Source organism: Acidobacteriota bacterium (assembly GCA_039028635.1).
In the GTDB taxonomy this organism is placed as follows: Bacteria; Acidobacteriota; Thermoanaerobaculia; order Multivoradales; family JBCCEF01; genus JBCCEF01.
In genome coordinates this window covers 104285-128939 of the sequence record JBCCHV010000005.1, presented here as the reverse complement: position 1 = coordinate 128939, position 24655 = coordinate 104285, and the positions used below count along the sequence as shown (strand labels likewise).

20 protein-coding genes are annotated in these 24655 nt (G+C 67.0%); 16 read left to right on the top strand and 4 right to left on the bottom strand.

All coding sequences use genetic code 11. The features are described 5' to 3' along the window. Positions 1–24: 24 nt before the first annotated feature. The 14 genes from AAF604_03845 to AAF604_03780 all read left to right on the top strand — a co-directional run bounded on the left by AAF604_03845 (position 25) and on the right by AAF604_03780 (position 17601). Entirely contained in the window at positions 25–1476 is a 1452-nt protein-coding gene (locus AAF604_03845; protein MEM7048762.1) for a M20/M25/M40 family metallo-hydrolase, read from the top strand. Between the two features lie 194 nt (positions 1477–1670). Continuing rightward, positions 1671–2201 carry a prepilin-type N-terminal cleavage/methylation domain-containing protein gene (locus tag AAF604_03840; GenBank protein MEM7048761.1) on the top strand — a complete coding sequence of 177 codons (531 nt, stop codon included), beginning with the start codon at positions 1671–1673 and terminating at the stop codon, positions 2199–2201. A 93-nt stretch (positions 2202–2294) separates the two neighbouring features. After that, the gene (locus AAF604_03835) at positions 2295–3671 is read left to right on the top strand and encodes a M20/M25/M40 family metallo-hydrolase (GenBank protein MEM7048760.1); all 1377 of its coding nucleotides are present in this window, start codon (positions 2295–2297) and stop codon (positions 3669–3671) included. Between the two features lie 108 nt (positions 3672–3779). Continuing rightward, the gene (locus AAF604_03830) at positions 3780–4295 is read left to right on the top strand and encodes a prepilin-type N-terminal cleavage/methylation domain-containing protein (protein MEM7048759.1); all 516 of its coding nucleotides are present in this window, start codon (positions 3780–3782) and stop codon (positions 4293–4295) included. 27 nt (positions 4296–4322) lie between these two features. Beyond that, positions 4323–4925 (top strand): class I SAM-dependent methyltransferase, encoded by a 603-nt coding sequence (locus tag AAF604_03825; GenBank protein MEM7048758.1) that lies wholly within the window; start codon positions 4323–4325, stop codon positions 4923–4925. Then, positions 4892–7273 carry a hypothetical protein gene (locus AAF604_03820; GenBank protein ID MEM7048757.1) on the top strand — a complete coding sequence of 794 codons (2382 nt, stop codon included), beginning with the start codon at positions 4892–4894 and terminating at the stop codon, positions 7271–7273. The genes AAF604_03825 and AAF604_03820 overlap by 34 nt, the downstream gene beginning before the upstream one ends. Before the next feature lie 12 nt (positions 7274–7285). Beyond that, on the top strand, positions 7286–8059 hold the full coding sequence (locus AAF604_03815; protein MEM7048756.1) for a prepilin peptidase: 774 nt from the start codon (positions 7286–7288) through the stop codon (positions 8057–8059). After that, positions 8056–9804, top strand: coding sequence for an ATP-binding protein (locus tag AAF604_03810; protein MEM7048755.1), 1749 nt, complete (start codon positions 8056–8058; stop codon positions 9802–9804). Before AAF604_03815 ends, AAF604_03810 begins: the two co-directional genes overlap by 4 nt. 117 nt (positions 9805–9921) lie before the next feature. Then, a complete protein-coding gene (locus AAF604_03805; GenBank protein ID MEM7048754.1) occupies positions 9922–10566 on the top strand; it encodes a prepilin-type N-terminal cleavage/methylation domain-containing protein in 645 nt (214 codons plus the stop codon). Positions 10567–10580: 14 nt separating this feature from the next. Next, positions 10581–11183, top strand: a complete 603-nt coding sequence (locus tag AAF604_03800; GenBank protein ID MEM7048753.1) for a hypothetical protein — start codon at positions 10581–10583, stop codon at positions 11181–11183. Between the two features lie 14 nt (positions 11184–11197). Further along, on the top strand, positions 11198–12532 hold the full coding sequence (locus AAF604_03795; GenBank protein ID MEM7048752.1) for a hypothetical protein: 1335 nt from the start codon (positions 11198–11200) through the stop codon (positions 12530–12532). Further along, on the top strand, positions 12532–13089 hold the full coding sequence (locus AAF604_03790) for a PilX N-terminal domain-containing pilus assembly protein (GenBank protein MEM7048751.1): 558 nt from the start codon (positions 12532–12534) through the stop codon (positions 13087–13089). The genes AAF604_03795 and AAF604_03790 overlap by 1 nt, the downstream gene beginning before the upstream one ends. A gap of 26 nt (positions 13090–13115) precedes the next feature. After that, the gene (locus AAF604_03785; GenBank protein MEM7048750.1) at positions 13116–16847 is read left to right on the top strand and encodes a PilC/PilY family type IV pilus protein; all 3732 of its coding nucleotides are present in this window, start codon (positions 13116–13118) and stop codon (positions 16845–16847) included. 4 nt (positions 16848–16851) lie between these two features. Then, positions 16852–17601 (top strand): FxLYD domain-containing protein, encoded by a 750-nt coding sequence (locus AAF604_03780; protein MEM7048749.1) that lies wholly within the window; start codon positions 16852–16854, stop codon positions 17599–17601. Positions 17602–17822: 221 nt separating this feature from the next. Here the strand turns inward: AAF604_03780 and AAF604_03775 are convergent, their stop codons facing one another. After that, positions 17823–19121, bottom strand: a complete 1299-nt coding sequence (locus AAF604_03775) for a sigma-54 dependent transcriptional regulator (protein ID MEM7048748.1) — start codon at positions 19119–19121, stop codon at positions 17823–17825. A gap of 107 nt (positions 19122–19228) precedes the next feature. Here AAF604_03775 and AAF604_03770 point away from each other — a divergent pair, with 107 nt between their 5' ends. Together AAF604_03770 and AAF604_03765 are read left to right on the top strand one after the other, a co-directional pair. After that, a complete protein-coding gene (locus AAF604_03770; GenBank protein MEM7048747.1) occupies positions 19229–19753 on the top strand; it encodes an MXAN_5187 C-terminal domain-containing protein in 525 nt (174 codons plus the stop codon). Positions 19754–19772: 19 nt separating this feature from the next. After that, a complete protein-coding gene (locus AAF604_03765) occupies positions 19773–20795 on the top strand; it encodes a tetratricopeptide repeat protein (protein MEM7048746.1) in 1023 nt (340 codons plus the stop codon). 19 nt (positions 20796–20814) lie between these two features. Here the strand turns inward: AAF604_03765 and ychF are convergent, their stop codons facing one another. The 3 genes from ychF to AAF604_03750 all read right to left on the bottom strand — a co-directional run bounded on the left by ychF (position 20815) and on the right by AAF604_03750 (position 24604). Beyond that, complete coding sequence (gene ychF / locus AAF604_03760) at positions 20815–21885, bottom strand: redox-regulated ATPase YchF (protein MEM7048745.1); 1071 nt, start codon at positions 21883–21885, stop codon at positions 20815–20817. Positions 21886–21954: 69 nt separating this feature from the next. Beyond that, on the bottom strand, positions 21955–23277 hold the full coding sequence (locus AAF604_03755; protein MEM7048744.1) for a metallopeptidase TldD-related protein: 1323 nt from the start codon (positions 23275–23277) through the stop codon (positions 21955–21957). Positions 23278–23290: 13 nt separating this feature from the next. Then, complete coding sequence (locus AAF604_03750) at positions 23291–24604, bottom strand: metallopeptidase TldD-related protein (protein ID MEM7048743.1); 1314 nt, start codon at positions 24602–24604, stop codon at positions 23291–23293. Positions 24605–24655: the final 51 nt, after the last annotated feature.

Genomic DNA, 24655 nt, shown 5'->3' with positions numbered 1-24655 from the left:
GCTTCCCCCGCGGTGGCGATTTCCATGACTCCTCGAACAGACCTCGAACGGCGACGACGGAACGTTGCGCGCGTCTCCCTCTACCTCAGTCTGGCGCTGGTCGGCGGGCTGGCGGCGGTGCTGTTCCTCTGGCTGCAGTCGATTCTGCGCCAGCAGACGGTCGAAGTGTGGGACGGAACCGACTTCGAGTCCCTGCCGGAAGTCACTCTGCTGCGCGACTACATGGCGATCGACACCAGCACGCCCGATGGTGATGCGGCCGCCGGAGCGGAGTTTCTCGGGCGCCTGCTGGAAGAGGACGGCATTCCCTACATCCTCGAGCGGGTCGGGCCGAAGGACGCCAACCTCTGGGCCGTCATCGAGGGCGACGATCCGCGCGCTCTGGTGTTGCACCATCACATCGATGTCGATCCGGTGGACGATCCCGAGAAGTGGCAGTATCCGCCCTTCGAAGGCGTGATCTCAGGCCCTTGGATCTACGGCCGTGGGGCCTTCGACATGAAGAGCGTCGCGATCGCCCAGCTCGAGGCCTTCCGGGCCTTGGCGCGCAGCGGTCAACGGCCTCGCCGCACGGTTATCTTCCTCGCCACCTCCGGCGAGGAGACCGGTAGTGATCTCGGCATGCGCTGGATCCTGGCGCAACGGCCGGAGCTGGCGGCGCGCTTCGGTCTGGTGCTGACCGAGGGCGGGGCGGTGGAAGGGCGGGATCTCGAAGACGTCAAGTACTGGGGCACCGAGTTCGTCCAGAAGCGCGTCGAGCGGGTGCTGATCTGTGGCGACAGCGAGGAGCGGCTGCAGTCTCTTCGGCGCGAGCTGATCGCGGAAGGGCGACCGGTGACCGGTCTGACGGTGTCGCCGGAGCTCGAAGAGTTCCTGCGCCACTACGCGCCGTCCCGCGACCGCGAAGACTGGCGCGAAGCGCTGTCGGACCCCGCTGCCCTGATCCACGACGTCCCCGCCTTCATCGCGTTGCCCGGCTATGTGCAGTCGATGTTTCGCAGCGAAGCGGTGCCTTTTCCGGTGCAGGCGGTCGACGGCGGATTCGAGATGAAGGTTGCCCTGCAACTCGCCCCGGGGGTCGATGCGGAGGTGGCCTTCGGCGAGCTGTTGCCGTCCTGGCGAACCCATGGGCTGGCCGTTCAGCGACTCGCCGACGGCGCCGCGATGCACGGCAGTGCCCCGGATGCGGAGCTCTTCGCGGCCATCGAAGCGGTGTTGGAGACGCATTATCCGGGCATTCGCCACGGTCCCTTGTACCTCCCCTGGACGATGACCGATGCTCGTTTTCTGCGAGCGCGGGACATCCCCACCTTCGGTTTTTCGCCCTTCATGGTGTTGACGCCGGAGGTCCTCAACCTGGTGGCCCAGGGAACCATCAACGAGCGCATCGCCTTGCCCGGCTATGTCGAGGGGATTGTCATCTACCGTCAGCTCTTGGGTCGATTGACCGGCGTGGAATTGACCGACAAAAAGTGACACCGGCCCGACAGGGTGCGTCACTCTGCGGGCTCCGCGGCGCCGAAAAGCCCATGTTTTTTGGTCTGGCCTCTGCTGGCATGTCTCGTGCAGTGAATGCGATATCGATGCGGTATCAGTGGTAGCCATGAAACTTGGATATTTGGGATGGTGACCACGAGCCGGAGTTCATTTCTCAAGGAGGAGTTCTGACAATGTTGAGCAAGCTGACTCGGAAGCAGCAGGGTTTCACCCTGATCGAGCTGCTGATCGTCGTCGCCATCATCGGTATCATCGCCGCCCTGCTGGTTCCCAACTTCATCGACGCTCTGCAGAAGGCGAAGCAGAAGCGGACCGTCGCCGATGAGCGTGACTGGGGCGTCGCCGCCATGTCCTGGCTCACCGACGAGGTCGGTGCTGCCGCCGCCGGTGCCAATACCACCGTCAACCTCGCCGATTGGACCGGTAACTCGAGCCTGTCGGCGATCAACTCGGCCCTGGTGCCGCGCTACATCCAGAAGAGCCCCGAGTTCGATGGTTGGAAGAACAGCTTCCAGTACGAGCTCGACATCGACAACCCGCTCGCCGAGCGCGTCATGATCGTCGGCTCCGGTGGCCGTGACGGCGACCTCAGTGGTCTGACCGGCACCCTCACCGTGGGTTCCTTCGACCCCACCGACTACGACCAGGACATCCTCTGGGCGGACGGCTTCTTCCTGCGGTGGCCGGAGCGCACCACCCAGTAAGTAAGAAAACCTCATCCAGGTTTCGTTGCTTGACGTTTCGAGGGTACCTTCGCGGTACCCTCGTTTTTGTTTGTGCCCAACTCTTCTGCCAACATGATTCTCCGCTCCCTCCTCATCTGGGTAGTCTGTCTCCTCTGTCCCGCCGTGCTCTTGGCCGAGAGCGCGGTGACGCCGGCGGAGACCGAGCGCTGGCTGCGCGACTACCTGCGAATCGACACTTCGAATCCGCCGGGGAACGAGCATCTCGCCGCCGCCTTCCTCGCCGATCTGCTGCATCGTGAAGGCATCGCGACCCAGCTCCTGGTCACCGCGTCTGGTCGCACCAACCTGTTCGCCCGGCTGCCAGGGCGGCGCTCCGGCGAAGGGCTTCTCCTGGTCCATCACATGGATGTGGTGCCGCCGGGACCCGGTTGGAAGGTCGAACCCTTCGCCGGCAAGATCGAAGACGGAGTGCTCTGGGGTCGCGGCGTCATCGACGTCAAGAGCTTGGGAATCGCTCAGCTCGCGGCGCTGATCTCTCTCAAGCGCCAAGGGGTTGTCCTCGAGCGCGACGTCGCGCTGCTGGCGGTGGCCGATGAGGAGAGCGGTGGCGGTCAGGGAGCCGCTTGGCTGTGGCAGCACCATCCGGAGATCTTCGCCGGCATCGCGGCGGTGATCAACGAGGGCGGGGCGAACCGTAAGCCGCCCGCCGGGCTCCTCTGGTGGGGTATCGAAACGGCCCAGAAAAGGCCTTTTTGGCTGCGCGTTTCGACCACCGGTCGCGGTGGCCACGGCTCCGGCCTCAACCCTCACAGCGCCATGCACAAGCTGACTCGGGCCCTCGCTCGGGTGCTCAACCGGCCCGCGAGCTTCCGGGTCACCGATGCCGCCCGCCAGTATCTCGGCGCGGTGGCGCCCTACGACTCGCCGCAGTTCGAGCCGTACTATCGGGATCTCGACGCCTACGTCAAAGCGGACGGTCCGACGGGACCGATGCTGCCCGGCGTCGCCAACCTCTTTCTCGACACCGTGCAGCTCACCGTGATCGAGGGCGGTGAACGGATCAATGTGGTGCCGGCGCGGGCATCCGCCCTGCTCGATGTGCGCCTGCTTCCAGACACCGACAATCAGGTCTTCCTCGAAGATCTGCGCCAGGTGCTGGGATCGGGGGTCGCGATCGAAGTGCTGGTGGCTTCGCCGCCGGCCGCGGCCTCGCCCACGGACACCCGTCTGTTCGCTGCCCTGGAGGCGGTGCTGAGCCCCGAGGCCCCGGTGGTGCCGGCTTTCATCGCCGGATTTACGGACTCGCGCTTCTTCCGCGAACGGGGCGTGACGACCTACGGTGTCTCGCCCTTCGCCCTCGGCGGTCTCGAGCTTCAGGGCATCCACGGGGCCAACGAATCCATTCCCTTGGCGGAGTTCGCGAGGGGAACGGAGCGCCTATTCCGTGTTGTCGAGATGTATACCAGCGATTGGCAGTTCCAGGACTGAGTTGACACTTATTGTCATCAAGACTCTGAAAAGTCCTTGAAGTCGTTGGTCGTATTCAGTGGCATCAATCTTGCTCCTCTTCCCTGTAGCTTTAGGGAGGTGCTGAATATGCTTTGTAGGACTCGCCGAAATCGTTCGGGATTCACCCTGATCGAGCTCCTAATTGTCGTTGCCATCATCGGCATTATCGCGGCTTTGCTGGTCCCCAACATGATCGATGCGCTGCAGAAGAGTAAGCAGAAGCGCACCATGATGGACTCGCGCAACGTCGGCAACTCGATGATGGCCTGGTTGACGGACACCGCCACCGCCGCCGCCGCCGGTGCCAGTGGCACGGTCTCGCTGGCGGATTGGACCGGGACGGCCTCCATCTCCGAGATGGAGTCGGCCCTGGTGCCGATCTATATCCAGAAGATTCCTCGCCTCGATGGCTGGAAGCAGAGCTTCCTCTACCGCCTCGATCTCGCCGATCCGGAGTCCGACCAGGTGTTCTTGATCGGCAGTGGCGGTCGCGATCTGAGCACGCCGTCGGGAACCTACACGGTGGGGTCCTTCGACCCGACGGACTACGACCAGGACATCCTGTGGGCCGACGGATTTTTTCTCCGCTGGCCTCAGAAGTAACCGTTATTTAGGGTTAGACTCCCGCCCATGTCGAAAAGCGAGGGCGGGGGTTTCACCCGCGGTGATGGTCTCCTCGAAGGTCTGCTGGCGCGTCTCAGAGCGCGGCGGGCGAATCATCTGATCCCCGAGCACCTGCGCGGGGGCCGCATTCTCGATATCGGTTGTGGCTCGCAGCCGTACTTTCTCAGCCACACATCGTTCAAGGAGAAGTTCGCGGTCGATCAGCTGCCGCCGAGCGGTGAGCAGACCACCATCGCCTGGCATACCCTCGACCTCAACCGGGCTCCCAAGCTGCCCTTCGAGGACGGTCACTTCTCGGTCGTCACTATGCTGGCGGTGGTCGAGCATCTCGATCCTGCCGGGCTCGAGCAGCTTTTGGTCGACATTCACCGGGTCTTGGCCCCGGGGGGCCGCTTGATCATCACCACGCCGGCGCCGTGGTCCGATGGCCTGCTGCGCTTCATGGCGCGGGTCGGCCTGGTGAGCTCGGAGGAGATCGACGAGCACTGCTACGCCTACACTCCGGGCCTTCTGGGGTGGTACTTCGGGCGCGGCAATTTCGCCATGCGCAAGATCCGCTTCGGCTACTTCGAGATGTGGCTCAACGTCTGGGCGACGGCGGAGCGCTGAACACGCCGATTCAGCGGCGGCTGCTGCCGGCGGTTCTCGGACTGGCGGCCATCGCCCCTTTCTACGGCCCCCTCGCCGTCCCCGGGAACGCCCTCGCGACCCGCGACTTCGCCTTCTTCCATCTGCCTCTGCGGGCGGCCTTCGCACGTCTCGTCGGTGAAGGTCTGCCGCTGTGGAATCCGTGGCTCCACGGCGGACAGCCGCTGCTGTCGAATCCCAGCTACGGCGCCTTCTACCCACCGAACTGGCTGGTTCTGCTGGTCGAGCCGGTGACGGCGCTCGCTTGGTTGGTGATTTTCCACGCCGCCGTCGCCTGGGCGGGCGCTTGGGCCTTGACCCGCCGCCTCGGCGCCTCGTCGGTCGCCGCCGGCCTCGCCGCCTTCGCCTTCGTCGCCGGTGGTTTCTTCGTCTCGCTGCTTCATGCCTACACCCTGTTCGCGGGCTTGGCCTGGCTGCCCTGGACCCTGTGGGCGACGGTCCGGCTGCTGGCGGCCGACACGGCTTGGCGACGTCCGGCCGTGATGGCCGCCATGACCTTGGCGGCGACCCTCCTCAACGGCGAGCCGGTGACGGTGCTGATCTCCGGTTTGGCGTTGCTGTGCTTCGCTGCCACCACTCTCCGGCGGGCGCCGCGGGTGTTGCTGCCGGTCGCCCTGGCGACGCTGTTGGCGGCGCCGCAGTTGGTTCCGACCTTCGAGCGTTTGCGGGACTCGCCCCGCTCCGGTGGCCTCGCCGTCGACCAGGCCGGGGTGTGGTCGACCCCGCCGGAGCGCCTCGCCGAGCTGGTCGTGCCCCGCCTGTTCGGCGATGCGATGCGCTCCGAAGAGGGCCTGTATTTTGGCGGTGCGCTGCTCGATCGGGAGTTCCCCTACGTGCTGTCGCTCTATCCGGGTCTGTTGGTGTTTCTGCTTGCGATCTGGGCCCTCAGCCGGGGCGATACCGCCTGGCGGGGCGCTTGGCTCCTGATGCTGATCGTCGGCCTCGGCCTTGGCCTGGGGCGGTTCAATCCGCTCTTCCCCTGGCTCGTCGAGTCGGTGCCGCTGCTCGGTCAGGTGCGCTATCCGGAGAAGTTCCTCCTCCTGGCCCTCGCCGCCCTGCCCTTCCTCGCCGCCCTCGGCTGGCAGGGCTTGGTCGAGGCGCGGCGGGGTGGACGTCTGGCCCGTCTCGACGTGGCGCTGGTGGTCGCCGGTCTGCTGGCGGTGGCTGCCGGTGTCGGTGCCCTGGTGGCGGCGCGCGACCCGGCCTGGCTACGCCACATGCTGCAGGCGGGCAGCAGCCTGCAGCTTTCGCCGGAGGGCCTGAGCCGTGGCACGAGTCTGTTGGCTCGCGAGCTCGGCTGGAGTGCTGCCACCGCCCTGGCCAGCCTCGCCGTGCTGCTTTCGGTACGTCACCGTCGCTGGCCGATGGCTTGGGCGGCGTCGCTGCTCGTCTTGGTGGTCGTCGGCGACCTGTGGCGCGTCGGCCACTCTCTGGTGCGGGTCCGACCCGCCCTCGAGCTGGCGACATCGCCGCCCCTGGTATCCGACTTCACGCCCTCGGGACAGCGAATCTTCGTCGACGAGATGTTCTATCGCTCCGGGGGCCAGGTGCTGCTCGGGGACCAGCCCGGCATGGCGCAGGAGAACGCCAAGCTGGGACGGCTCGATCCTTACAGCGGTCTGCTCTGGGGTTTGAGCTACGCGCTGCACGAAGACTTCGACCTGATGCTGACCGGCTGGGGGCGCCACGCCCTGGAGCGTCTCCGCCAGGCCTGGGGCGATCCCTGGCGCACCGCCCGTCTGCTCGGCGCCTGGAACGTCCATCATCTGGTGCTGCGCTTGCCGACGGACCAGCAGGTGGTGGGAGGGCCGCCGGCCCGCGTGCTCGACAACGGTTCCGGCTTGCCGCGCTATCGCTTCGTGCGCACGGTGGTGTTTCATCGCGACCTCGAGAGCGCGGTGGCGGCCGACTGGGAGGGAGCTGGTGATTATCTGCTGGTCGACCACTGGGTGCGGCCGGAGGGCGCCGATGGCGAGGCCTTGGAGCGCCCCCGGGCCGAAGTCCTGCAGGTCAGCGAGGCCGGTTCTCGCATTGCCCTCGCCTTCCGCGCCGCCGGCGAAGGCGGCTTCCTGGTAGCCGCGATCACCTACGACGAGGGCTGGAGCGCCGAGCTCGGGGGTGAGCCGATCGAGATCCGACCGACGGCTCTCGGCCAGCTCGGGATCGCGCTGCCTCCCGGGGCGGGACGTCTGGAGCTGCGCTATCGCGACTCCTCGGTCTTCATCGGCGCCGTTCTCGGCGGCGTCGGATGGCTCCTGCTGGTTCCTCTGCTGTGGTGGCGGCGCCGGCCAACGCCGTCCTTGGCGTAGAATTTCGGCGCTGTGTTCTTGGAATTCACGGCGGCTTTCTATGCTGCCCTCTTCGGCCTGGCGATCGGCAGCTACCTCAATGTCGTCATCCATCGGCTGCCGCTCGGTCTCTCGACCATCGCGCCGCGGTCGCGTTGCCCCGTCTGTCGTTCGGCGATTCGCGCCCGCGACAACATTCCCGTCCTGAGCTACCTCCTGCTGCGCGGCCGCTGTCGCCGCTGCGGTGTCCCGATCGGTGCCCGCTATGCCCTCGTCGAGCTGGCGACCGGTGCTCTCTTCGTCGCCTGCATCCTGCACTTCGGAATCTCCCTCGCGGCTTTGGTGGCGATGCTCTTCTGCGCCCTGCTGTTGGCGCTGGCGGGGATCGACTTCGACCACTTTCTGCTGCCCGACAAGCTCACCTTGCCAGGCACCGCCGTCGGTTTGGCGTTGCAGCCGTGGATTCCCTGGACGGATTTTCGCGGCGCGCTTCTGGGGGCGGTGGCCGGGGCCGGCATTTTGCTCGCCATTTGGGGCGGGTGGTATCTCCTCCGTGGCGAGGAGGGCATGGGGCTGGGCGACGTCAAGATGCTCGCCATGGTCGGGGCCTTCCTGGGTTGGAAGGGCATGGTCGTCACCTTCTTCGTCGCCACCGCCGCCGGCGCCATGGTGGGCCTGCTGTTGATCGTCAGCGGTCGCTCCGGTCGCCGTGCCCGGCTGCCCTTCGGCGTCTTCTTGTCCCTCGGCTCGCTGGTGGGCTTGTTCTGGGGGCGTTCCCTGGCGGACACCTATCTGGGGATGCTGTGAAACGACCGCCGTGGCGTCTCGGGTTGCGTGGCGAGCTGTTGATCCTGCCGCCGACGGCGCTCTTGCTGTTGATGGTGCTCTCGACCTTCACCCTCTCGTCCTATCGCGGCGGTCTGTTCCTGCTCGCCGAGGAGCGGCGGGCCGAGGCGGCGCGCCTGGCCAGCGAGGTCGCGGCTCGCGTCGAGGCCAGCGCGATGCCGACGGCGGCCGATCTGCGTCGCGGTGCGCCGGCAGCTCTGGGGGTCGACCTGCTCGATGCACGCGGTGTGGCGCGCACGAGCTTCGGCACGCTGACCCTCGAGACGACACGTTTGCCGCCGCTGTCCGAGATCACCGCGGCCCAGGGGTTCGGTCCCGACGGCAGCTTGCCCTACTCGGTGATGGGTGTCGCGCCGCTGGGGCCGAGCGAGGCTCGCCGCTACGTTCGCCTGGAGCTCGATGCCGCCGAGCTCGGGGCCCAGCTACGCGGCGTCAGGGTGCTGTCCTGGGTGGTGCTGCCGGCCAACGGGGCGATCTTGATCTTGCTGCTGTTCTTTCTGCGTCACCTGCTGCGGCCCATCGATGCTCTCTTCGACCGCGCCGAGCGCTTCGGGCGCCCCGAGGTCGAGGGTGAAGACGAGGTCGGCTTTCTGCTGCGCACCTTCGAGCGCGCCCTGGAGACCTTGTCAGAGGAGGGGCCGCCGGCGAGTGACGAGCTCGAGGCGTTGCGTCGTACCCTGGCGCCGAGCCTCGACAGCGGTGTGCTCCTGCTCGATGCCGGCGGCCAGGTGGTGGCCCTCAACGAGGTCGGAGGGGATCTTCTCGGCTGTCGATTGGAAAAGCCCGGGACGGCCCTCGAGGAGGTTCTGGTCGGGCATCCCCGGCTCACCCGCTTGCTGGCGTCGGCGATCGCCGGTGGCGGCGGCGTGACGCGCCAGGAGATCGACCTCGATCGCGGCGCCACCATCGGGGTCACCCTGCATCCGCTGCGGCGCGATGATGGTGCTGTGCGCGGTTACCTGGCGCTGTTCGCCGATCTCACCGAGAGCCGGCGGCAAGCGCGCGAGGTGCGCCTGTCGGAGAGTCTCGAGGGCCTCGGCGAGCTCGCCGGAGGGGTGGCCCACGAGCTGCGCAACTCGCTCGCCACCCTCAAGGGGTACCTCACCCTGATCGAGAAGTCCCCGGGGGAGGACTCGATCCAGGACTTTCTCGCCGAGATTCGGCGTGAGTCGGACCATCTGCAGCGCATCCTCGAGGACTTCCTGACCTTCGCACGGCCGGGTTCGGCGCGCATCGAGCGCTTCTCCTTGCTCGCCATGGCCCGGCGCGCCGCCGGTGATCCGGCCCTCGCCGAGGCGGCGGTGGAGGTGGTGTGCGAGAGCGAGGAGTCGCGGTTGCTGTGCGATGGCGATGCCCAGCTCCTCGAACGGGCGGTGCGCAACCTGTTGCACAATGCCGTCGAGGCGGAGCGCGCCGCCGGTCGCGAGCCGGCCCCGGAGCTACGCCTGCGGCGCCTCGGCGAGGAGCTCGAGGTGGCGGTGCTGGATCGCGGTGTCGGGGTGCCCGAGGAGCTCCAGGACCGGCTCTTTCGGCCCTTCGTCACCGGTCGCGCCGAGGGGGTGGGTCTCGGCCTCGCTCTCGCCCATCGCATCGTCAGTCTGCACGGCGGGCGACTCTCCTTGAGCCCTCGGGAGGGCGGCGGCAGCGCGGGTCGCATTCGGATTCCGGTTGACGCAATTGTTACGAATCGTAACAATTCTGATTGAGACTCATCCCGGCGGAGGAGTCAGGTCTGGTCCGTTCGGGCCCTGATGGCAGGCTTTTTCGAGCTTTCGGGCGTCGCTGACCGGGTTGGCCGCGGTTTTGCTTTACAGGAGTGCGCTATGCAGAGATCTGGCGGAAGTAAAAGCGTTCGAAGCAAGGGACAGGCGGGATTCACCATCTTGGAGATGGTGGTGGTGGTGGTGATCATCTTGGTGCTGGCGGCCATCGGCTGGCCGGCCCTGCACAAGATGATGCTGCGACAGAAGCTCCACGGCCTCGCCCAGGAGACGGCGATGCAGATGCAGAGCGCCAAGCTCGAGGCCATCAAGCGCGGCGTGCCGGCGGTCATGCGAGTCGATTTCACCAACGACGAGATCATGACCTTCGTCGACTTCGACAACAGCGGCACGCTCAATCCCGTGGGTGGAGCCCGGCCCGGCGAGACCGATTTCGTGATCCAGCGTCGGCCGCTGCCGGAGACGGTCTTCTTTTGGGGGCCGGCCGATGCCGGTGAAGAAGGGCCGGATGTGGTCAACGGCTTCACCGCCGTGCCCTCGGCGCCGGCCGAGCCGCGCCAGGCGGTCTTCGAGCCCGATGGCTCGATCCGCGATGTCGGGGCCTACCGCTTCGCCGATCCGCGCGGCAACTACCTCGAGGTCATCGTGCAGTCGGAAGCCTCCGCGCTGGTGCGGTTGCGCAAGTGGGACGGCACGGCCTTTCGTGAAGCGGGCGAAGGTGGCAAGGCCTGGAAATGGAGCATGTGATGAGGAGCGTCGCCATGAAGCAGTCGCTGTCGAGAACCCGCCGTGCCGGTGAGCGCGGCATCACCATGGTCGAAGCTCTGATCGCCATGGCTTTGTTGCTGTTGGTGGCGATCGGCATCCTGCCGTTGTTCACCCGCGCCATCACCAACAACGCCAGCGGCAGCGTTTCGACGCAGATCGCCAACCACGCTCGGCGGCAGCTCGAGACGGTCTACCAGCTGCCGTTCAACAATCAGGCCCTCACCATCACCACCGGCACCGAGCGCCAGAGCATCGACTACTTCTCGAGCGGCAATCCCAAGCTGATCGGCGACGAGGTCTGGACGGCGACCCAGCCGACGGGCACCGCCTACAGCTCCTGGACCCGCACCACCATGGTGCGCCAGTACTCCCTCGGCGGCTCGCCGACGGACGCCGACGCCGACGGCGTGCTCGACCTCCTGCCGGGCCTGCAGGACGCCGACAAGGACGGCCTCCTCGATGATCCGCTGTCCGCCGGCACCGACGCCGGTTTCATTCATCTCAAAGAGGTCGAGGTGCTGCTGCAGTCGAACGGCTCGGCGCAGGCCCTCGGACCGACGCCCGATCTGCGGATCCGGGTGCTGAAGCCCTTCTAGGACGGAAACAGCCGATGCAGATTGCAAACAATCGCCGTTCCCAGGGTGGCTTCACCGTCGTCGAGCTGATCGTCACCCTCTTCGTGGTGGCCGAGATCCTGGTCGCCTCGCTGATCCTCTTCGACCTCCACAACGAGCTCGCCCGGGTGCAGAACAATGTCGCCGACATGCAGCAGTCGCTGCGCGGCGCGCAGCGCGAGATGGTCTCGACGGTGCGCATGGCGGGCCGCGGCGGTCTGCCGACGCAGCTCGGCGCTGGGCCGGCGGCGGGAGTCCCGATCTCGCAGACGGGGCTCGCCGTCTCGGTGATCAACAATGCCGGGTCGAACGTCCGGGCGGTGGCCGCCGATGCCACCACCAAGGTGCTCCCCGGCACCGACATCCTGCGGATTCGGGGCATCTTCGAGACCCCCATCTACCAGCTCTCTTCGACCGCCTTGGGCGCTGAGGCGACCCTCACCCTGCTGCCCGATCCGGAAAATCCCGCGACCGCCACCAGTGGCTCGCTGGTGATCAACAACCCGTCGCCGACGGGGGTGCCGCAGGATCTCGAGTTTCTGTCGCCGCAGGGGGTCAATCCGAATCCCAATCTCGGCCGCGGCTTGCTCCTGGTGAGTCCCCTCGACGACACCATCTACGCGGTGGTGGCGATCACGGCGATCGCCGAGAATCGCGTCGCCGGCCTGCTGACCTCGGTGACCGTGACCTTCAGCACGTCGGGCCATGCCCGCAGCTCCGACTATCGCTCGCTGTTCAGCGCGGCCGGCAATCTGCCCGACAATCTGCGCACCGTCGCCTTCGCCGGCCTGCTCGAAGATCACATCTACTACGTGCGCGAGGCGCGCGCCATCCCGGGCGATGCCACCAGCGATCTGACGCCGAAGCTCAGCCGGGCGGAGATGTTCCCGGGCAGCAATGTCGCCCTGTCGACCGATTTGGGCCGCATCGAGGTGGCCGACAACGTCATGGACCTGCAGGTGGCCTTGGGCTACAACAGCGCTCAGGCGGGCTACTTCACGCCCGCCCAATCGGACGCCCTGGTGATCACCGAGACCGCCAACGGCCAATCCGACGACTGGCTCTACAACACCAGCGCCGACAACCATTCGGCCAGTCCCTGGGTATCGCCCTGGACGGTCGCGAATCCCCTGCCGGATCTGCAATACGTTCGCCTCACGACGCTGGTGAGAACGGACCGGCGCGACTTTCAGTACGTCGCCCCGCCGATTCAGCGCATCGAAGACCGCAACTACGGTGAGACCGCCGATCCGGCGACCGAGGCCAACCGCCTCGACCGCATGTTCCGCCGGCGTCTGCTGCAAACGGTCGTGGACATGAGGAACCTGTGATGAAGCTCGCTCCGACCCTGCCGGCGGCTCGCCGGAACCAACGCGGAAGTGCCTACGTCATCGTCCTGTTGGTGCTGGTGGTGCTGAGCATCCTCGGCCTTTCGCTCGCCCTGGTCACCCAGACGGAGCGTCAGATCGGATCCAACGAGAAGACTCTCCAGCGGCTGTTCTATGCCGCCGAGTCGGGCATTGGCGTGGCGGTCAGCAAGGCCCTCACCCTGCCCGACAACCAGCCCTTCGACCTCACCTTGACGGAGCCTCTGGTGGGCAACGTCAATCTGCGCCACGACGTCAGGCTCTCGGCCCTGTTGCCGATCCTCGATGCGCCGTGCAATCTCTGCCAGATCAACGATCCGGCGGATTTCTCCGAGATCAACCACGCCCTCGGCGTCACCGCTCGCCGCTTGGGTTGGACCGGCTCCGACCCGACGGCGACCACCCTGCTGAGCCAGAAGTCGATCAACCTGATGGTCGAGTTCCAGCCTTGGCAGGGCACGCCGCAGCAGCTCTCGGACAGCATCAACAATTCCGCTGGTATCGACAGGATCGTGCCGTGAGTCGGTCCCCGAGGAGGATGAGTGCCATGAAATCCCAAGTCCTATCGCGTCATCCGCTGGTTCCCCTGGCGTTGACGTTGCTGTCCGTTTTCGCCCTGCTGTGGGCGAGCCGGGTGCAGGCCGACGATCGCAGCCTGGTCAAGGTGCAGGAAGCCGACCCCTACGTCTTCATCCTGTTCGACACCACCGGCTCGATGAACTGGCCGACCACCGGCTTCAACGACGCGGTGCCGGCGCAGGACGGGCCCCAGTCGCGCATGTTCCAGGCCAAGCAGGCGATCTACAACGTGCTCGAGAACGTGCAGAATGTCAAGTTCGGCTTTGCCACCTTCCCCAACCACAATCAGCTGCGCGTGCGGGGCAAGACACCCTGCAACTTCCCGACCAGTAACACCGCTTGCATTACGCGCGACAACACCTGGTTCGGCGCCGGAGTTTGTGATGGTTGGGAGCCCAACACCGATGAGGCCAATGATCCCTTCACGCCGACGGATCCGGCGACCGGCAGCGATCTCCAGACCATCAACCTCAAGTACCCGACGGTCAGCAACCCCTACGAGTCTGGCCTGCCGGCGGTGATGGACCACGGCGATGTGATCCCGATGCACTGGGATCACAGCAACGCCCGGCTCATCCAGCGTCGCCTGGCGCCCAATCTCAACCTCGATGGCGACAACGATGGCACGGCGGCCTGGGACGATGCCGACGACCCGCAGGCGACTCCCTACTTCGGTGTCGCTCCCTTCCTCGAGGATTTCCCGCTGCTCGGCGATCCCTTGGATCCGGTCAATCGCGCGCTCGACGTCAGCAACTCCGTCGCGCTGCCGATTCTCGGCCGCGGTGCGACGCCGCTGGCCGCCTCGGTACGGAACTTCAACGCTCACATCAAGGATTGGATCGTCGAAGCGAAGAAGAACGATCCCCGATTTGGCTGCAAGAAGGTCTACCTGATCATTCTGACGGATGGTGAGGACACCTGTCTGCCGGCCAATGGCGATGGGCCCGCCGACGATCCCAACCCGCGCGAGACCCAGCCGCCGCTGGCGGTCAAGGAGGTCTATGACGACAACGACGTCAAGACCTGGGTGGTCGGCTACGCGGTCAACAACACCACTATCCTCAACAACATGGCCATCGAGGGCCAGACCGACGCCCGCACCGTCGACCCGACGGCCACCAACCAGGCCTTTTTCCCCAGCAACCAGACCGAGCTGGTGAACGCGTTCCGCAACATCTTCAACGCCATCCGCGCCGAAGCGCAGAGCTTCGCGTCGGCGGCGGTGCCGCAGAATCAGGCCAACTCGGCCGACAAGATCTACCTGTCGAGCTTCTTCCCGGTGGAGGGGGCCGCCGTCTGGCCGGGCCGCATCGATGCCTATCTCCGTCCGCTGCCGCTGCGCAACGAGGTCGTCACGCTGCCCGACGGCACCACCGAAACCCGACAGGTGCCGGATCGCACCAAGAACTGCACCGCGAGCGACCGCAGTGCCTGTCGTCTCTGGGATGGCGGAGATCAGCTTCTGCTGCAAGGTGCCGACACCACCCAGCTCGACAATCGTGAGTACAACATCGGCAATGGCGAGGGCCGGCGACGGGTTTACTACACCGGCCGAAGCAACGCCGGGGCTCCGCGGCGGCGCGCTTTCCTGCCCAACACTCTGACCGATGGTCGGGCGCAGGAGCTGATGGGGTTGATGGGTTGTGGCACCGCCGGATCGGTGTTCCCGGACTGCACCGCGTCGACCAGCAATCTCGACGAGCTGCACAAGGTTGCGCGCTACGTTCACGAGACCAAGAGCTACGAAGATCCCGATGCCCCAGCGGTGATGATCAACTACCTGCTCGGCGAGATCTTCCACTCGGACCCGGTGGTGGTGGGAGCGCCGGACAACTTCCGCTTCTACGCCAACGATCTCTTCGCTGACTTCCACGGTCCGTCGGAGACCCGCCCGACGGCGGCGCTCCTCTCCCAGGGCTTCGACGAAGCCTGCGAGATCAACTCGCCCTACACCAAGGAGAATCCGGGCTACATCTGCTTCTTCGAGCGGCACAAGTTCCGCCGCAAGGTGCTCTTCGTGGGCGCCAACGATGGCCAGCTCCATGCCTTCGATGCCGGCATTTTCGACGGCAACTTCAACAACACGACGGGCGTGGTGACCGGTAACTTCGACAACGGTACCGGCCGTGAGCTGTTCTCCTTCATCCCGGAAGGGGTTCTGCCGACCTTGACGGAGATGGCCAACGGGACCCTCGAGACCTACGGTATGGATGGCTCGGTGACGGTCGCCGACGTCTTCACCGGCCCGACGGCGACGGACAAGCGTTGGCGTACGGTCGCCATCGGTGGGCTGCGCGAAGGCGGCAAGGGCTACTTCGCCCTCGACATCACGCAGCCGGACGTGCTCGGTAACGGCAACATTCCGCAGCCGCGGACGGGCTCCCTCAAGTATGTGCAGTCCTGTGTCAGCAGCTCGACCACCGGTTGTATCGACCAGTATCCGCGCATCCTGTGGGAGTTCCAGGACCAGTGCGAGAACACCATCACCAATGCTCTCGAGCCTTGCGACGAAGACGCCAACGGTCTCGACGATCTCGGCGACGGCTGGTCGAAGCCGACGGTGGGCTTGATCAGGGTTTGTGATGGCTCGAACTGCGGTCCGACCGGTACCGACATCACGGAGCGCTTCGTCGCCATCTTCGGCGGCGGCATCGACCCCGACAACCTCGGAGCGCGCGGCAACTTCATCTACATGGTCGACGTCGAAACCGGCCAGACCATCTACAAGCGTGAGGTCATCGGTGCCGTGCCCAGCGAGCCGGCGGCGGTGGATACCGATCAGGATGGCCTGATCGACACCATCTACGTCGGCACCACGTCGGGCTACATGTACAAGGTCGACATGCGCACGGTGCCGCAGTTGGTCAACGTCTCCGGCTTGGGCAAGCGCATCACCGATGTCGCCTGGAGCCCGTTCCAGATCTTCGATGCCGGGCCGCGGCCGATCTTCTTCCCGCCATCGGTGATCTTCGTCGGCAAGCTCGGACGCTATGCGGTGGCCTTCGGGACCGGTTATCGCGAGGATCTCTGGGGTCCGCGCACCGAGACGGCGCGCTTCTTCGTGGTGCTCGACGAGATTCTCGACAGCACCTCGACGCCGGCGCGCCGACGGCCCTTCGAGCGTGGTGATACGGGCCTACCGCTGACCTCGACGGATCTGCGCCAGATCAATCCCGATTCGCTGCCGGCTTCCGGCGAGCCGGACTACCTCTCGGCACCGGGGACCTTCGATCCGGGCTGGTACATGGAGCTGTTGTCGCGCGAGAAGGTGATCGCTTCACCCTTCGGCCTCTCGGGCCTGCTGGTGTTCTTGACCTTCCAGCCGGAAGAGATCATCAACGGCGGTAGCCGAACCTGCGCCCGGCGCGGTCAGGGGCGGTCCTTCACCGTCTTGACCACCAACGGCAACCCGGTGGTCGGCAACAGTCGTTATACGATCATCGACGATCTGCCGACCGGTGCCTACACGGAGCTCGGGATCACCAAAAACCCGGATCCCAATGCCTCGCCGGGATCCGTCGAGGAGGCCATTCCGCCCGATCTGGTGTCGGTCATGGATTCGCTGAAGGGGTTGTTCCCGGACGATTGTAAGTTCGCGAACTACACCATCAACGTGAAGACGCGCCGTGCCGATACCGGAGTCGAGTTCATTGCGCCGGTACCGATCTGCATCGTGGAGAAGAACTGGAAGGAGTTCTAGGGCAATGAGCCAACTCGAGAATCGGCCTGCAGCCGTGCGAGCCATCGGGCGCCGCTGGCTGGCGCTGTCGGTGACCATCTTGGCGCTGGCCGCCATCGCTTTGCCGGTGGCTGGCGACCTGCTGGTCCTGAACGATGGAACACGCATCGAGACTCGCGGTGAGTGGGAGGTCAAGGGCCGCCTGGTGGTCTTTGAGCTGCCCACCGGAGCATTGTCCTCGATGCGCTTGTCGGAGGTCGATCTCGAGGCCAGCAAGGCGGCGACGGAGGCGGCGAAGGAAGCTCGCAGCGCTCCGCCGCCGGCCCCGAAGCCGAAGCGCAAGGCGGTGCTGGTGTTGACCGACGACGACATTCCGCGCGCCCGTCCGGTGGAGTCCGACGAGACCGCCGACGGGGACGATTCGGCGAAGGCCGTCGAGGGCACCACCGACGGTGATGTCGAGGTCAGCGACTGGGATATCGAAACGCCCCAGGATCGCGATGGCACGGTGGTGCGCGGCACCGTCTCCAACAATGGCTCGGTGATCGCGACCCAGCTCTCCATCGAGGTGCTGGCTTACGACACCGAGGGCACTCTGCTCGGCCGAGTGCCGGCGACGGTGCCGTCGCGGCCCGTGGCGCCGGGCCGAGTGGCTCGCTTCGAGGCCCTCTTCCGCGGCGTCTACGGCATCGTCGGCGCCAAGTTCGTGGTCAAGAGCAAGCGCTTCTCGGAGCAGGACCTGACGCCGCCAGCCCCCACCGGCGACTCACGCTAGCAGGCTGCTGAAAAAGTTCGCTTCGCGACTTTTCCAACGCTGCTAGCTGTTTGTTTCAGGGGCGCCCGGCGAGGGGGCTGAGCGCCCCCTCGCCTGCGCGGCCCGGCCCAAAAAAAGTGCGATTTTCGGCGGCCCGCGTAGGGGCTCACCCCGTCTCACGGCTTCGCCGCCGGCCCTCTCGGGCCCGGTCGCAGGTTGCCGACGAGTTTTTCAGCAACCTGCTAGCGGCGGTACTTCGGGACTCCCTCGAGGTCGAGCTCCCGAATCCGGCGCTGCAGGGTGCGCAGGCTGATGCCGAGGTCTGCCGCGGCGCGCTGTTTGTCCCCTGCGGTGGCGATCAAGGCCTGGCGGGTGAGCTCCCGCAGGTCCCTCTCGGCGCCCGCATCGGCGAGATCGGCAGCGCTCAGATGATCCCCCTCGGCCAGAATCAGGGCGCGCTCCAAGACATTCGACAGCTCCCGCACATTGCCGGGCCAGGAGCGGCCGGAGAGCTGCTCGAGGGCATTGTCCGTCAGGTGGAGGGGTGGCCGGCCGATGCGCTCGGCAATTCCGCGGGCGAGGTGTCGGGCGAGATCGGGAATGTCCGTCGGCCGCTCGCGTAGCGGTGGCAGCTCGATCGGGAAGACGGCGAGGCGAAAGTAGAGGTCCGAACGGAAGCTGCCGTCCGCGACCATCTCTTCGAGGTTGCGGTTGGTGGCCGCCACCAGGCGCACGTCGGCCGCCAGGGTGCGCTGCCCTCCGACCCGCTCGAAGGTCTTCTCTTCGAGAACCCGCAACACCTTGCCCTGCACCGCCGGCCCGAGCTCCCCGACCTCATCGAGAAGCAGAGTACCGCCGGCGGCGGATTCGAAGCGGCCGGCCTGACGCCGGTCGGCCCCGGTGAAGGCGCCTTTCTCGTGACCGAAGAGCTCGTTTTCCATCAACGCCTCCGGGATGGCGGCACAGTTGACCGCTCCGAAGGGGCCCCGGCGGCGCGGCGAGAGGGCGTGGAGGGCGCGGGCGAAGAGCTCCTTTCCGGTGCCGCTCTCGCCGGTCAACAGGACGGTGCTGTCGGTAGTGGCGACGCGCTCGAGGAGGCGGGCGGCGCGCCGTAGGCTGGGGTGAGAGCCGATGATCGCCGGCGCTCCCGGGGGCGCCAGGCAGATCGGTCCGCCGTCCGGTTCGCCGAGGGCGCTGGCGATCAGCGCGAACAGGTCGTCGATCTCGACCGGCTTCTCGAGAAAATCGAAGGCGCCTTGCTTCATGGCGCGGACGGCGGTGCCGACGGTGCCGTAGCCGGTGAGCAGGATGACCGGTGCGCGCGGTTGCAGGCGCCGCGCCGCGGACAGAACCTCTTGCCCATCGGCTCCCGGTAGGCGGAGGTCCGAAAGCACCAGATCGAAGGTCTCTCGGCCTAGCAGGTCGAGGCCGGCGAGGCCGTCGTCCGCCTCCGTGACGCGGTATCCTTCTCGGCTCAGGGCCTGCGCCAGCATGCGACGCAGGGACGCCCGATCTTCCACCAGCAGGATGTGATGGCTCATTTGGATGGGGCGCCTTCGGGGTTCGTATAATCCGTGAATCCGCCCTCGCCAGCCGGGGGCGGCTGCGAAGCGATGATCGACACGATTTCATTCTACCGGCCGCCAACGTGAGCATCGAGGGACGTCTCGAACGCATCAATGCCGATCTGCGTGAGTTTCAGATCGAGTTCGAGCGCTTCTTTCGCGGCCAGCGAGTGACGCCGCCGGACGAGATCCGCCAGCGCATCCAAGCGGAGCTGCGGCACGTGCGACAGGCGCCCGGCAAGGGCGTTGCCGAGAACTTCATGGTCGCCCAGGCGGAGGCTCGCTTCAACAGCTACAGCGAGCTCTTCAATCGGCGGGTTCGGGATCTCGAGATGGGCGGTCGAAAGATACGCCCGAAGGGCGCGACGGTCGATGTCGATCGCGGCGTGGTCTTCGGAGAGCGGGTCGAAGGGCAGGCGGTCGAAGCCCTGTACCGCGGCTTGCACCGGCAGGGTAAGGACCCGCGCTTCGATCTCGACACCTTTCGCAGCTACCTCGAACGCCAGCGCGACGCGATTCGCAAGAAGACCGGTTGCCAGAACGTCCAGTTCCGTCTCAGCTCGGAGAACGGCCATACCAAGCTCAAGGCCAAGCCGGTGTCGGCTTGAGAGCCCGAAGGAGAAACCCTTGAACCAGATCATCATCCGGGCCTTCGCCGTCGCTCTGTGCGCGCTGGCGGCGCTGGCCTTCGCCGTTGCGCCGAATCTCGACAAGGCCATCGACGCCCAGCGCAACCTCGTCGACGAACGCCCCGGCGATCCCTCGGCCCTCAACGATCTCGCCAACCTCCTGCTGCTGGCGGATCGTACCCAGGAGGCGGAGGAGACCTACCGTCAGGCTCTCGAGGTCGCTCCGGACTCGCCGTCGGCGCGCTTCAATCTGGGGCTGTTGCTGCAGCGCCGAGGCCTCCTCAAGGAGGCCCTCGCCGAGTATCGAACCCTGGTCGAGTTGGTTCCGGACAACGCCTGGGGGGCCTACCAGATCGGCTCCATCTACGAGTCCTGGGAGCAGGACGAGAACGCCGTCGAGTGGTACGGCCGGGCCTACTCCCTCGATTCACGTCTCTTCCTGGCGGACTACAACCCGCAGGTGATCGAGAATCACCTCGTCGAGCGATCGATGATCGCCGGTCGCAAGGCCGCTGCGTCGCGACCTCTGGCGCCGCAGGTCTACGACGAGCCGCTGCGCATTCGCCGCCTGCTGGTCGACATGCCGTTGCGCTACGAGGGTGATGGCAAGGTCGACCACGAGGACGACGGCGAGGGGAGTGAGGAAGAGGCCGTCGAGGGGCGGGTTCTGGCGCCCGACGATCTCGACGACCGAGCCCTCAATCAGGCGGCCTCGGGCGCCCGCAGCAACAGCCGTTTCGGCAATCGCCGTTCGCCGTCCTCGAACCGGGTGCGAACCTGGAACTCGCGCGGTCAGGCCGATCGTCCGCAGCCCAAGAGTCGGGTCGGTGGCGGCGGCACCCGCACGCGCCCGAATCCTCTGGTTCCCGGCGGCGTGGCGCTGCAGCCAACGCAGCCCGGCGAGCGGCCTACGGTGCCGCCGCGGACGGTCCAGCCGCGCGGCAATCGGCCGACCCAGCCGGGGATCTTCAGTACCGGTCGCCTCGAAACGACGATCATCCCTGAGGATCGGCAGGGATAAGAGGCTTCGCCAGCCGCCCTCAGACGTTGAAGCGGTAGTGGACGACATCGCCGTCCTGGACGACGTACTCTTTGCCCTCGAGGCGCAGCAAGCCCTCGTCGCGACAGGCGGCGAGGGTTTTTCGGTTCAGCAGGTCTTCCCAGGGGACGACCTCGGCGCGGATGAAGCCGCGCTCGATGTCGGAGTGGATGGCGCCGGCCGCCTGGCGGGCGACGGTGCCACGACGGATGGTCCAGGCCCGCACCTCGTCTTCGCCGACGGTGAAGAAGGAGATCAGCCCGAGCAGATCGAAGCTGGCGCGGATGACGCGATCGAGGCTGGCCTCTTCGAGGCCAAGGGCTTCGAGGAACTCGCGCTGCTCCTCGGGCGCCAGGCGGGCGATCTCGTCCTCGATCGGGGCGCTGACGGTGATCGCCTTGACGCCGGCTCCGGGGTGGATCCCGAGGCCCTCCGGAGTGGCCGAGGCGACCTCGTCTTCGCCGACGTTGACCACCAGCAGGAGTGGTTTGGCGGAGAGTAGCTGGAAGCCGCGAATGCGCCGTTCGTCTTCCTCGTCGAGGACGACCTCGCGCAGCGGCGTCTCGTCTTCGAGGGCCGGCAGGAGGACGTCCCCGAGCAGCGCTTGCTCACGCTTCTCCTCCGGTGACAGACCGCGCTTCTCGCCTTTCTTGAGGCGCTCGATGCGGCGCTCCACCAGCTCGTGGTCGGCGAGGATGAGCTCGAGATCGATGGTGGCGACGTCGCGTGCCGGGTCGACATCGCCGGCCGCATGGAGGAGCTCCGGATCCTCGAAGGCGCGCACCACGTGGACCAGGGCGTCGACGGCCTTGAGCTTGGCGAGATCGAGGCTCTCGGCGCCTTCCCCCTGGCGCAGGCCGGGGATGTCGACGTACTGCACCGTCGCCGGGACATAGCGGCGCGGGTTGAACAGGTCGCGGAGCTGGGCCAGGCGAGCGTCCGGCACCTGGGTGATGCCGATGTTGGTCTTCGCCGAGGTGGCGAACTTGTCCGTCTCCTGCTCGGAGGCGGTGAGGGTATTGAACAGGGTCGTCTTGCCCGCCTTGGGCAGACCGAGAATTCCGATTTCCATTTGGTTACCTCGCGGGGGCGACAGGCCCCGGTTTCGACGCCGTTTCTTACCACGGCCGGCGCCGAGATGCTACGGCCCGCGGCCGTCGTCGGCGTGGACTTCGAGGCCGCTGAGCAGCAAGGTGGGAGATCCGATCATGCCATCGAGGGGCAGAAAGGTCAGATCACGGGCGACGGCCTGGACGCCACGCAGCAGGGCGCTGATGGTGCCGGTGATGACGGCGCCGCGCACCGGCGCCGTCGCCTTGCCACTCTGCAGAAGGAAGCCGGCGGCGGGCAGGGCGAAGCGGCTGCCGTCGGGGCTCAAGCGGGCGGGGCCGGAGGCATCGATGAAGTAGTAGCCCCGGGCGATGTCCGCCAGCAGGCTGGACACCGCCACCGCGGGATCCGGCAGGATGGCGAGGTGGGTCGGTCCGGGGATCGGAAGGTCGCGCCAACTGGCGCGTCGAGAGCAGCCGCTGGCTTGGCCCTCGCCGTCCTGCTGTTGGTGCCAGGCGAGCAGCGGTTGACCGAAATGGCCTTGCGCGATCAGCGGGATGCGACGGGTGGGAAGGCCCTCGCCATCGACCGCTGCGGCGCACAGTCCGCCGGGCCAGCGGCCGTCGTCGACCACCGTCAAGGCATCGCTGGCGATGCGGCCACGGCCATCGCGCATGCCTGCCAGACGGGCTCCGGCCCGCGGTCCGACCAACAGCGGCAGCAGGCCGTGGAGCAGGGCGGTCGCGACTTCCGGCGCCAGCAGCAGCTCGCCCCGGTCGCGCTCCACCGGTCGGCCGGTGGCCCCCACCGTCAGGCGATCGGCGAGGCGTCGTCCGAGGGCGGCGCCGTCGAGCTTGCGAGCCTCGCGCTCGGCGACGTAGAGGGTGGCCGCCGCCAATCGGCCTTCGGCTTCGAGGACTGCCTCGAGGCGGAGCGCCGCCAGCCGCCGGCGATAGGCGGTCGCGATTCCGCGCGTGCTGTTGATTCGGCTTTCACTGGAGCCGTCTTCCAGCACCGCCCTCACCAGCTTCGCCGTCGGTAGCTCCTGATGCAGGCCTTGTTCGAGTCGGCTCAGCCAGCGCAGGCCCTCGGTTTCGCCGATCAAGGGGGCGTCGAGATCCGCCGGCTCACTCCAGGCGTCGTCCGTGGAGGCGGGATCCGGCAGGCGCAGAGCCCAGCCATCGGCTTCCGGCCACGGGCCGACGGTGGGCGGAGGGCCGGTGCCGCTGGCGAAGAGGGAAGAGCGGTCGCCGCCGGCGCGCACCGCCCAGCCCTGCTCTTGGTGGAAGCTGGCGCCGCGCTGGGCGAGGCCGATCTCGAGACGGCGCGAGCGGCCGCGTCGAGCGTAGACCTCGACCTCGGCGAATCCCTCGCCGACGAGGTGGTCGAGGGTGCGGGCGAGGTCTTCCTTCACGGCCACAACCCTCTCACGGACGCACCTCGAGGCCCTCGAGGCGGACTGCCGGGCAGGTTGCCCACACCGGCAGCTTGCGGCCACCTTTGGCACACCATCCGGCGCCGGCGGCGCGGCGCTCGCGACCGATGGCGGTGAGGCCATCGAAGAGCTCGGCGACGCGACCCGAGAGGCGTCCGGCACCGACCGCCTCGCCGGCGACGCCGCCGCGAATCCGGCGCGCCGCCGGGAAGGCGAGCTCGAAGTCGCCGGTCAGCGGATCGAAGTGGCCGCGACTCGCCTCCTGAATCAGCAAGCCACCCTCGGCCTGCGACAGCAGGTCTTCAAAGCTGGCCTCTCCGGCGAGCAGCTCGAGGTGGGTGGATCGCGGGTCGGGAGGGTCGTGACGGCTACCGCGACGGGCGGCTCCCGGTAGCAACAGGTCCGAGCCGGCGGCCCAGGCGCCGTCGGCGAGCGGCTGCTGCACCACGCCGGCGCGCAGCAACCATCGCCGGCGCACCTCTTGACCTTCGTCGTCGGTTCGCCGCCGGACGCTCGTCGGTGCCGAGGTCGGATCGTCGAGGACCGAGAGGTCCGGTCCGCCGAGGCGCACTCCGATGGCCCCCTCGGGACGGCCCGTGAGGGCCAGCAGGTCGGCTTCGAGGGAGTGCGCGACGGCTTCGTGGAGCAGCACCGCGGTGGCCGCCGGGGCGAGGATGACGACTCCTCGGAAGGCCTCCGGAGGACTCGCTTGACGACTGCGGAAGCGCTCCACCAGGCGCTCTACGAGATCTTCGGCGGCGGTCCCCCCGAGGTCTGCCAGCAGAGCGCCGCAGCGACCCCAGGTGAGCTCGACGGTGCAGCTGTAGAAGCTCTCCGTTTCGCTCTCCGGCACCAGCATCCCCGACACCACCTGCAGCCAACGGCGGTGGCGGCGCAGGGTGACCTGCATCGGAAAGGCGACGTGGCGAGCCCGCACGCCGCGATGCAGGGCGCTGGCGAATCCCGCCAGCTCGGTCGCCTGGGGCGCTCCGCTCCAGGCGGCGACGTCGAGCAGCGGCTCGGGATATGCCGCCGACGGAAAAACCCGCGCCACCTGGCGCAAGGCTTCGGCGAAGGACTGCGGTTGAAAACCGTCGCGGCTGGCCACCCAGGTCTGGCGGTCACGGGTCAGGCGAAGGGCGAAACCCTCCTCGCGGCGGGTCCGAATGCCCGGACTGTCGCCCTCTGCCGGCAGCTCGATTTCTTCGCGCCGCTCGAAGTAGGCGTCGGCGAGATCGTCCGGTTGCGAGACGAGTTGCGAAACGGTGCGCGCCACGGCGGCGCGGTCGAGGCGGGCGAAGGGCATGGAGGGCGATTGTAGCTGTTAAGATGCCGCCTTCATCGAGCAGGAGAGAGC

Excerpts from the sequence above, each read along its gene's own strand:
- AAF604_03780 (MEM7048749.1), top strand. The coding sequence starts at position 16,852 with ATGAGCCAACTCGAGAATCGGCCTGCAGCCGTGCGAGCCATCGGGCGC.
- AAF604_03835 (MEM7048760.1), top strand. The coding sequence starts at position 2,295 with ATGATTCTCCGCTCCCTCCTCATCTGGGTAGTCTGTCTCCTCTGTCCC.
- AAF604_03845 (MEM7048762.1), top strand. The coding sequence starts at position 25 with ATGACTCCTCGAACAGACCTCGAACGGCGACGACGGAACGTTGCGCGC.
- AAF604_03840 (MEM7048761.1), top strand. The coding sequence starts at position 1,671 with ATGTTGAGCAAGCTGACTCGGAAGCAGCAGGGTTTCACCCTGATCGAG.
- AAF604_03825 (MEM7048758.1), top strand. The coding sequence starts at position 4,323 with ATGTCGAAAAGCGAGGGCGGGGGTTTCACCCGCGGTGATGGTCTCCTC.
- AAF604_03830 (MEM7048759.1), top strand. The coding sequence starts at position 3,780 with ATGCTTTGTAGGACTCGCCGAAATCGTTCGGGATTCACCCTGATCGAG.
- AAF604_03800 (MEM7048753.1), top strand. The coding sequence starts at position 10,581 with ATGAAGCAGTCGCTGTCGAGAACCCGCCGTGCCGGTGAGCGCGGCATC.
- AAF604_03790 (MEM7048751.1), top strand. The coding sequence starts at position 12,532 with ATGAAGCTCGCTCCGACCCTGCCGGCGGCTCGCCGGAACCAACGCGGA.
- ychF (MEM7048745.1), bottom strand. The coding sequence starts at position 21,885 with ATGGAAATCGGAATTCTCGGTCTGCCCAAGGCGGGCAAGACGACCCTG.
- AAF604_03795 (MEM7048752.1), top strand. The coding sequence starts at position 11,198 with ATGCAGATTGCAAACAATCGCCGTTCCCAGGGTGGCTTCACCGTCGTC.
- AAF604_03750 (MEM7048743.1), bottom strand. The coding sequence starts at position 24,604 with ATGCCCTTCGCCCGCCTCGACCGCGCCGCCGTGGCGCGCACCGTTTCG.
- AAF604_03775 (MEM7048748.1), bottom strand. The coding sequence starts at position 19,121 with ATGAGCCATCACATCCTGCTGGTGGAAGATCGGGCGTCCCTGCGTCGC.
- AAF604_03785 (MEM7048750.1), top strand. The coding sequence starts at position 13,116 with ATGAAATCCCAAGTCCTATCGCGTCATCCGCTGGTTCCCCTGGCGTTG.
- AAF604_03805 (MEM7048754.1), top strand. The coding sequence starts at position 9,922 with ATGCAGAGATCTGGCGGAAGTAAAAGCGTTCGAAGCAAGGGACAGGCG.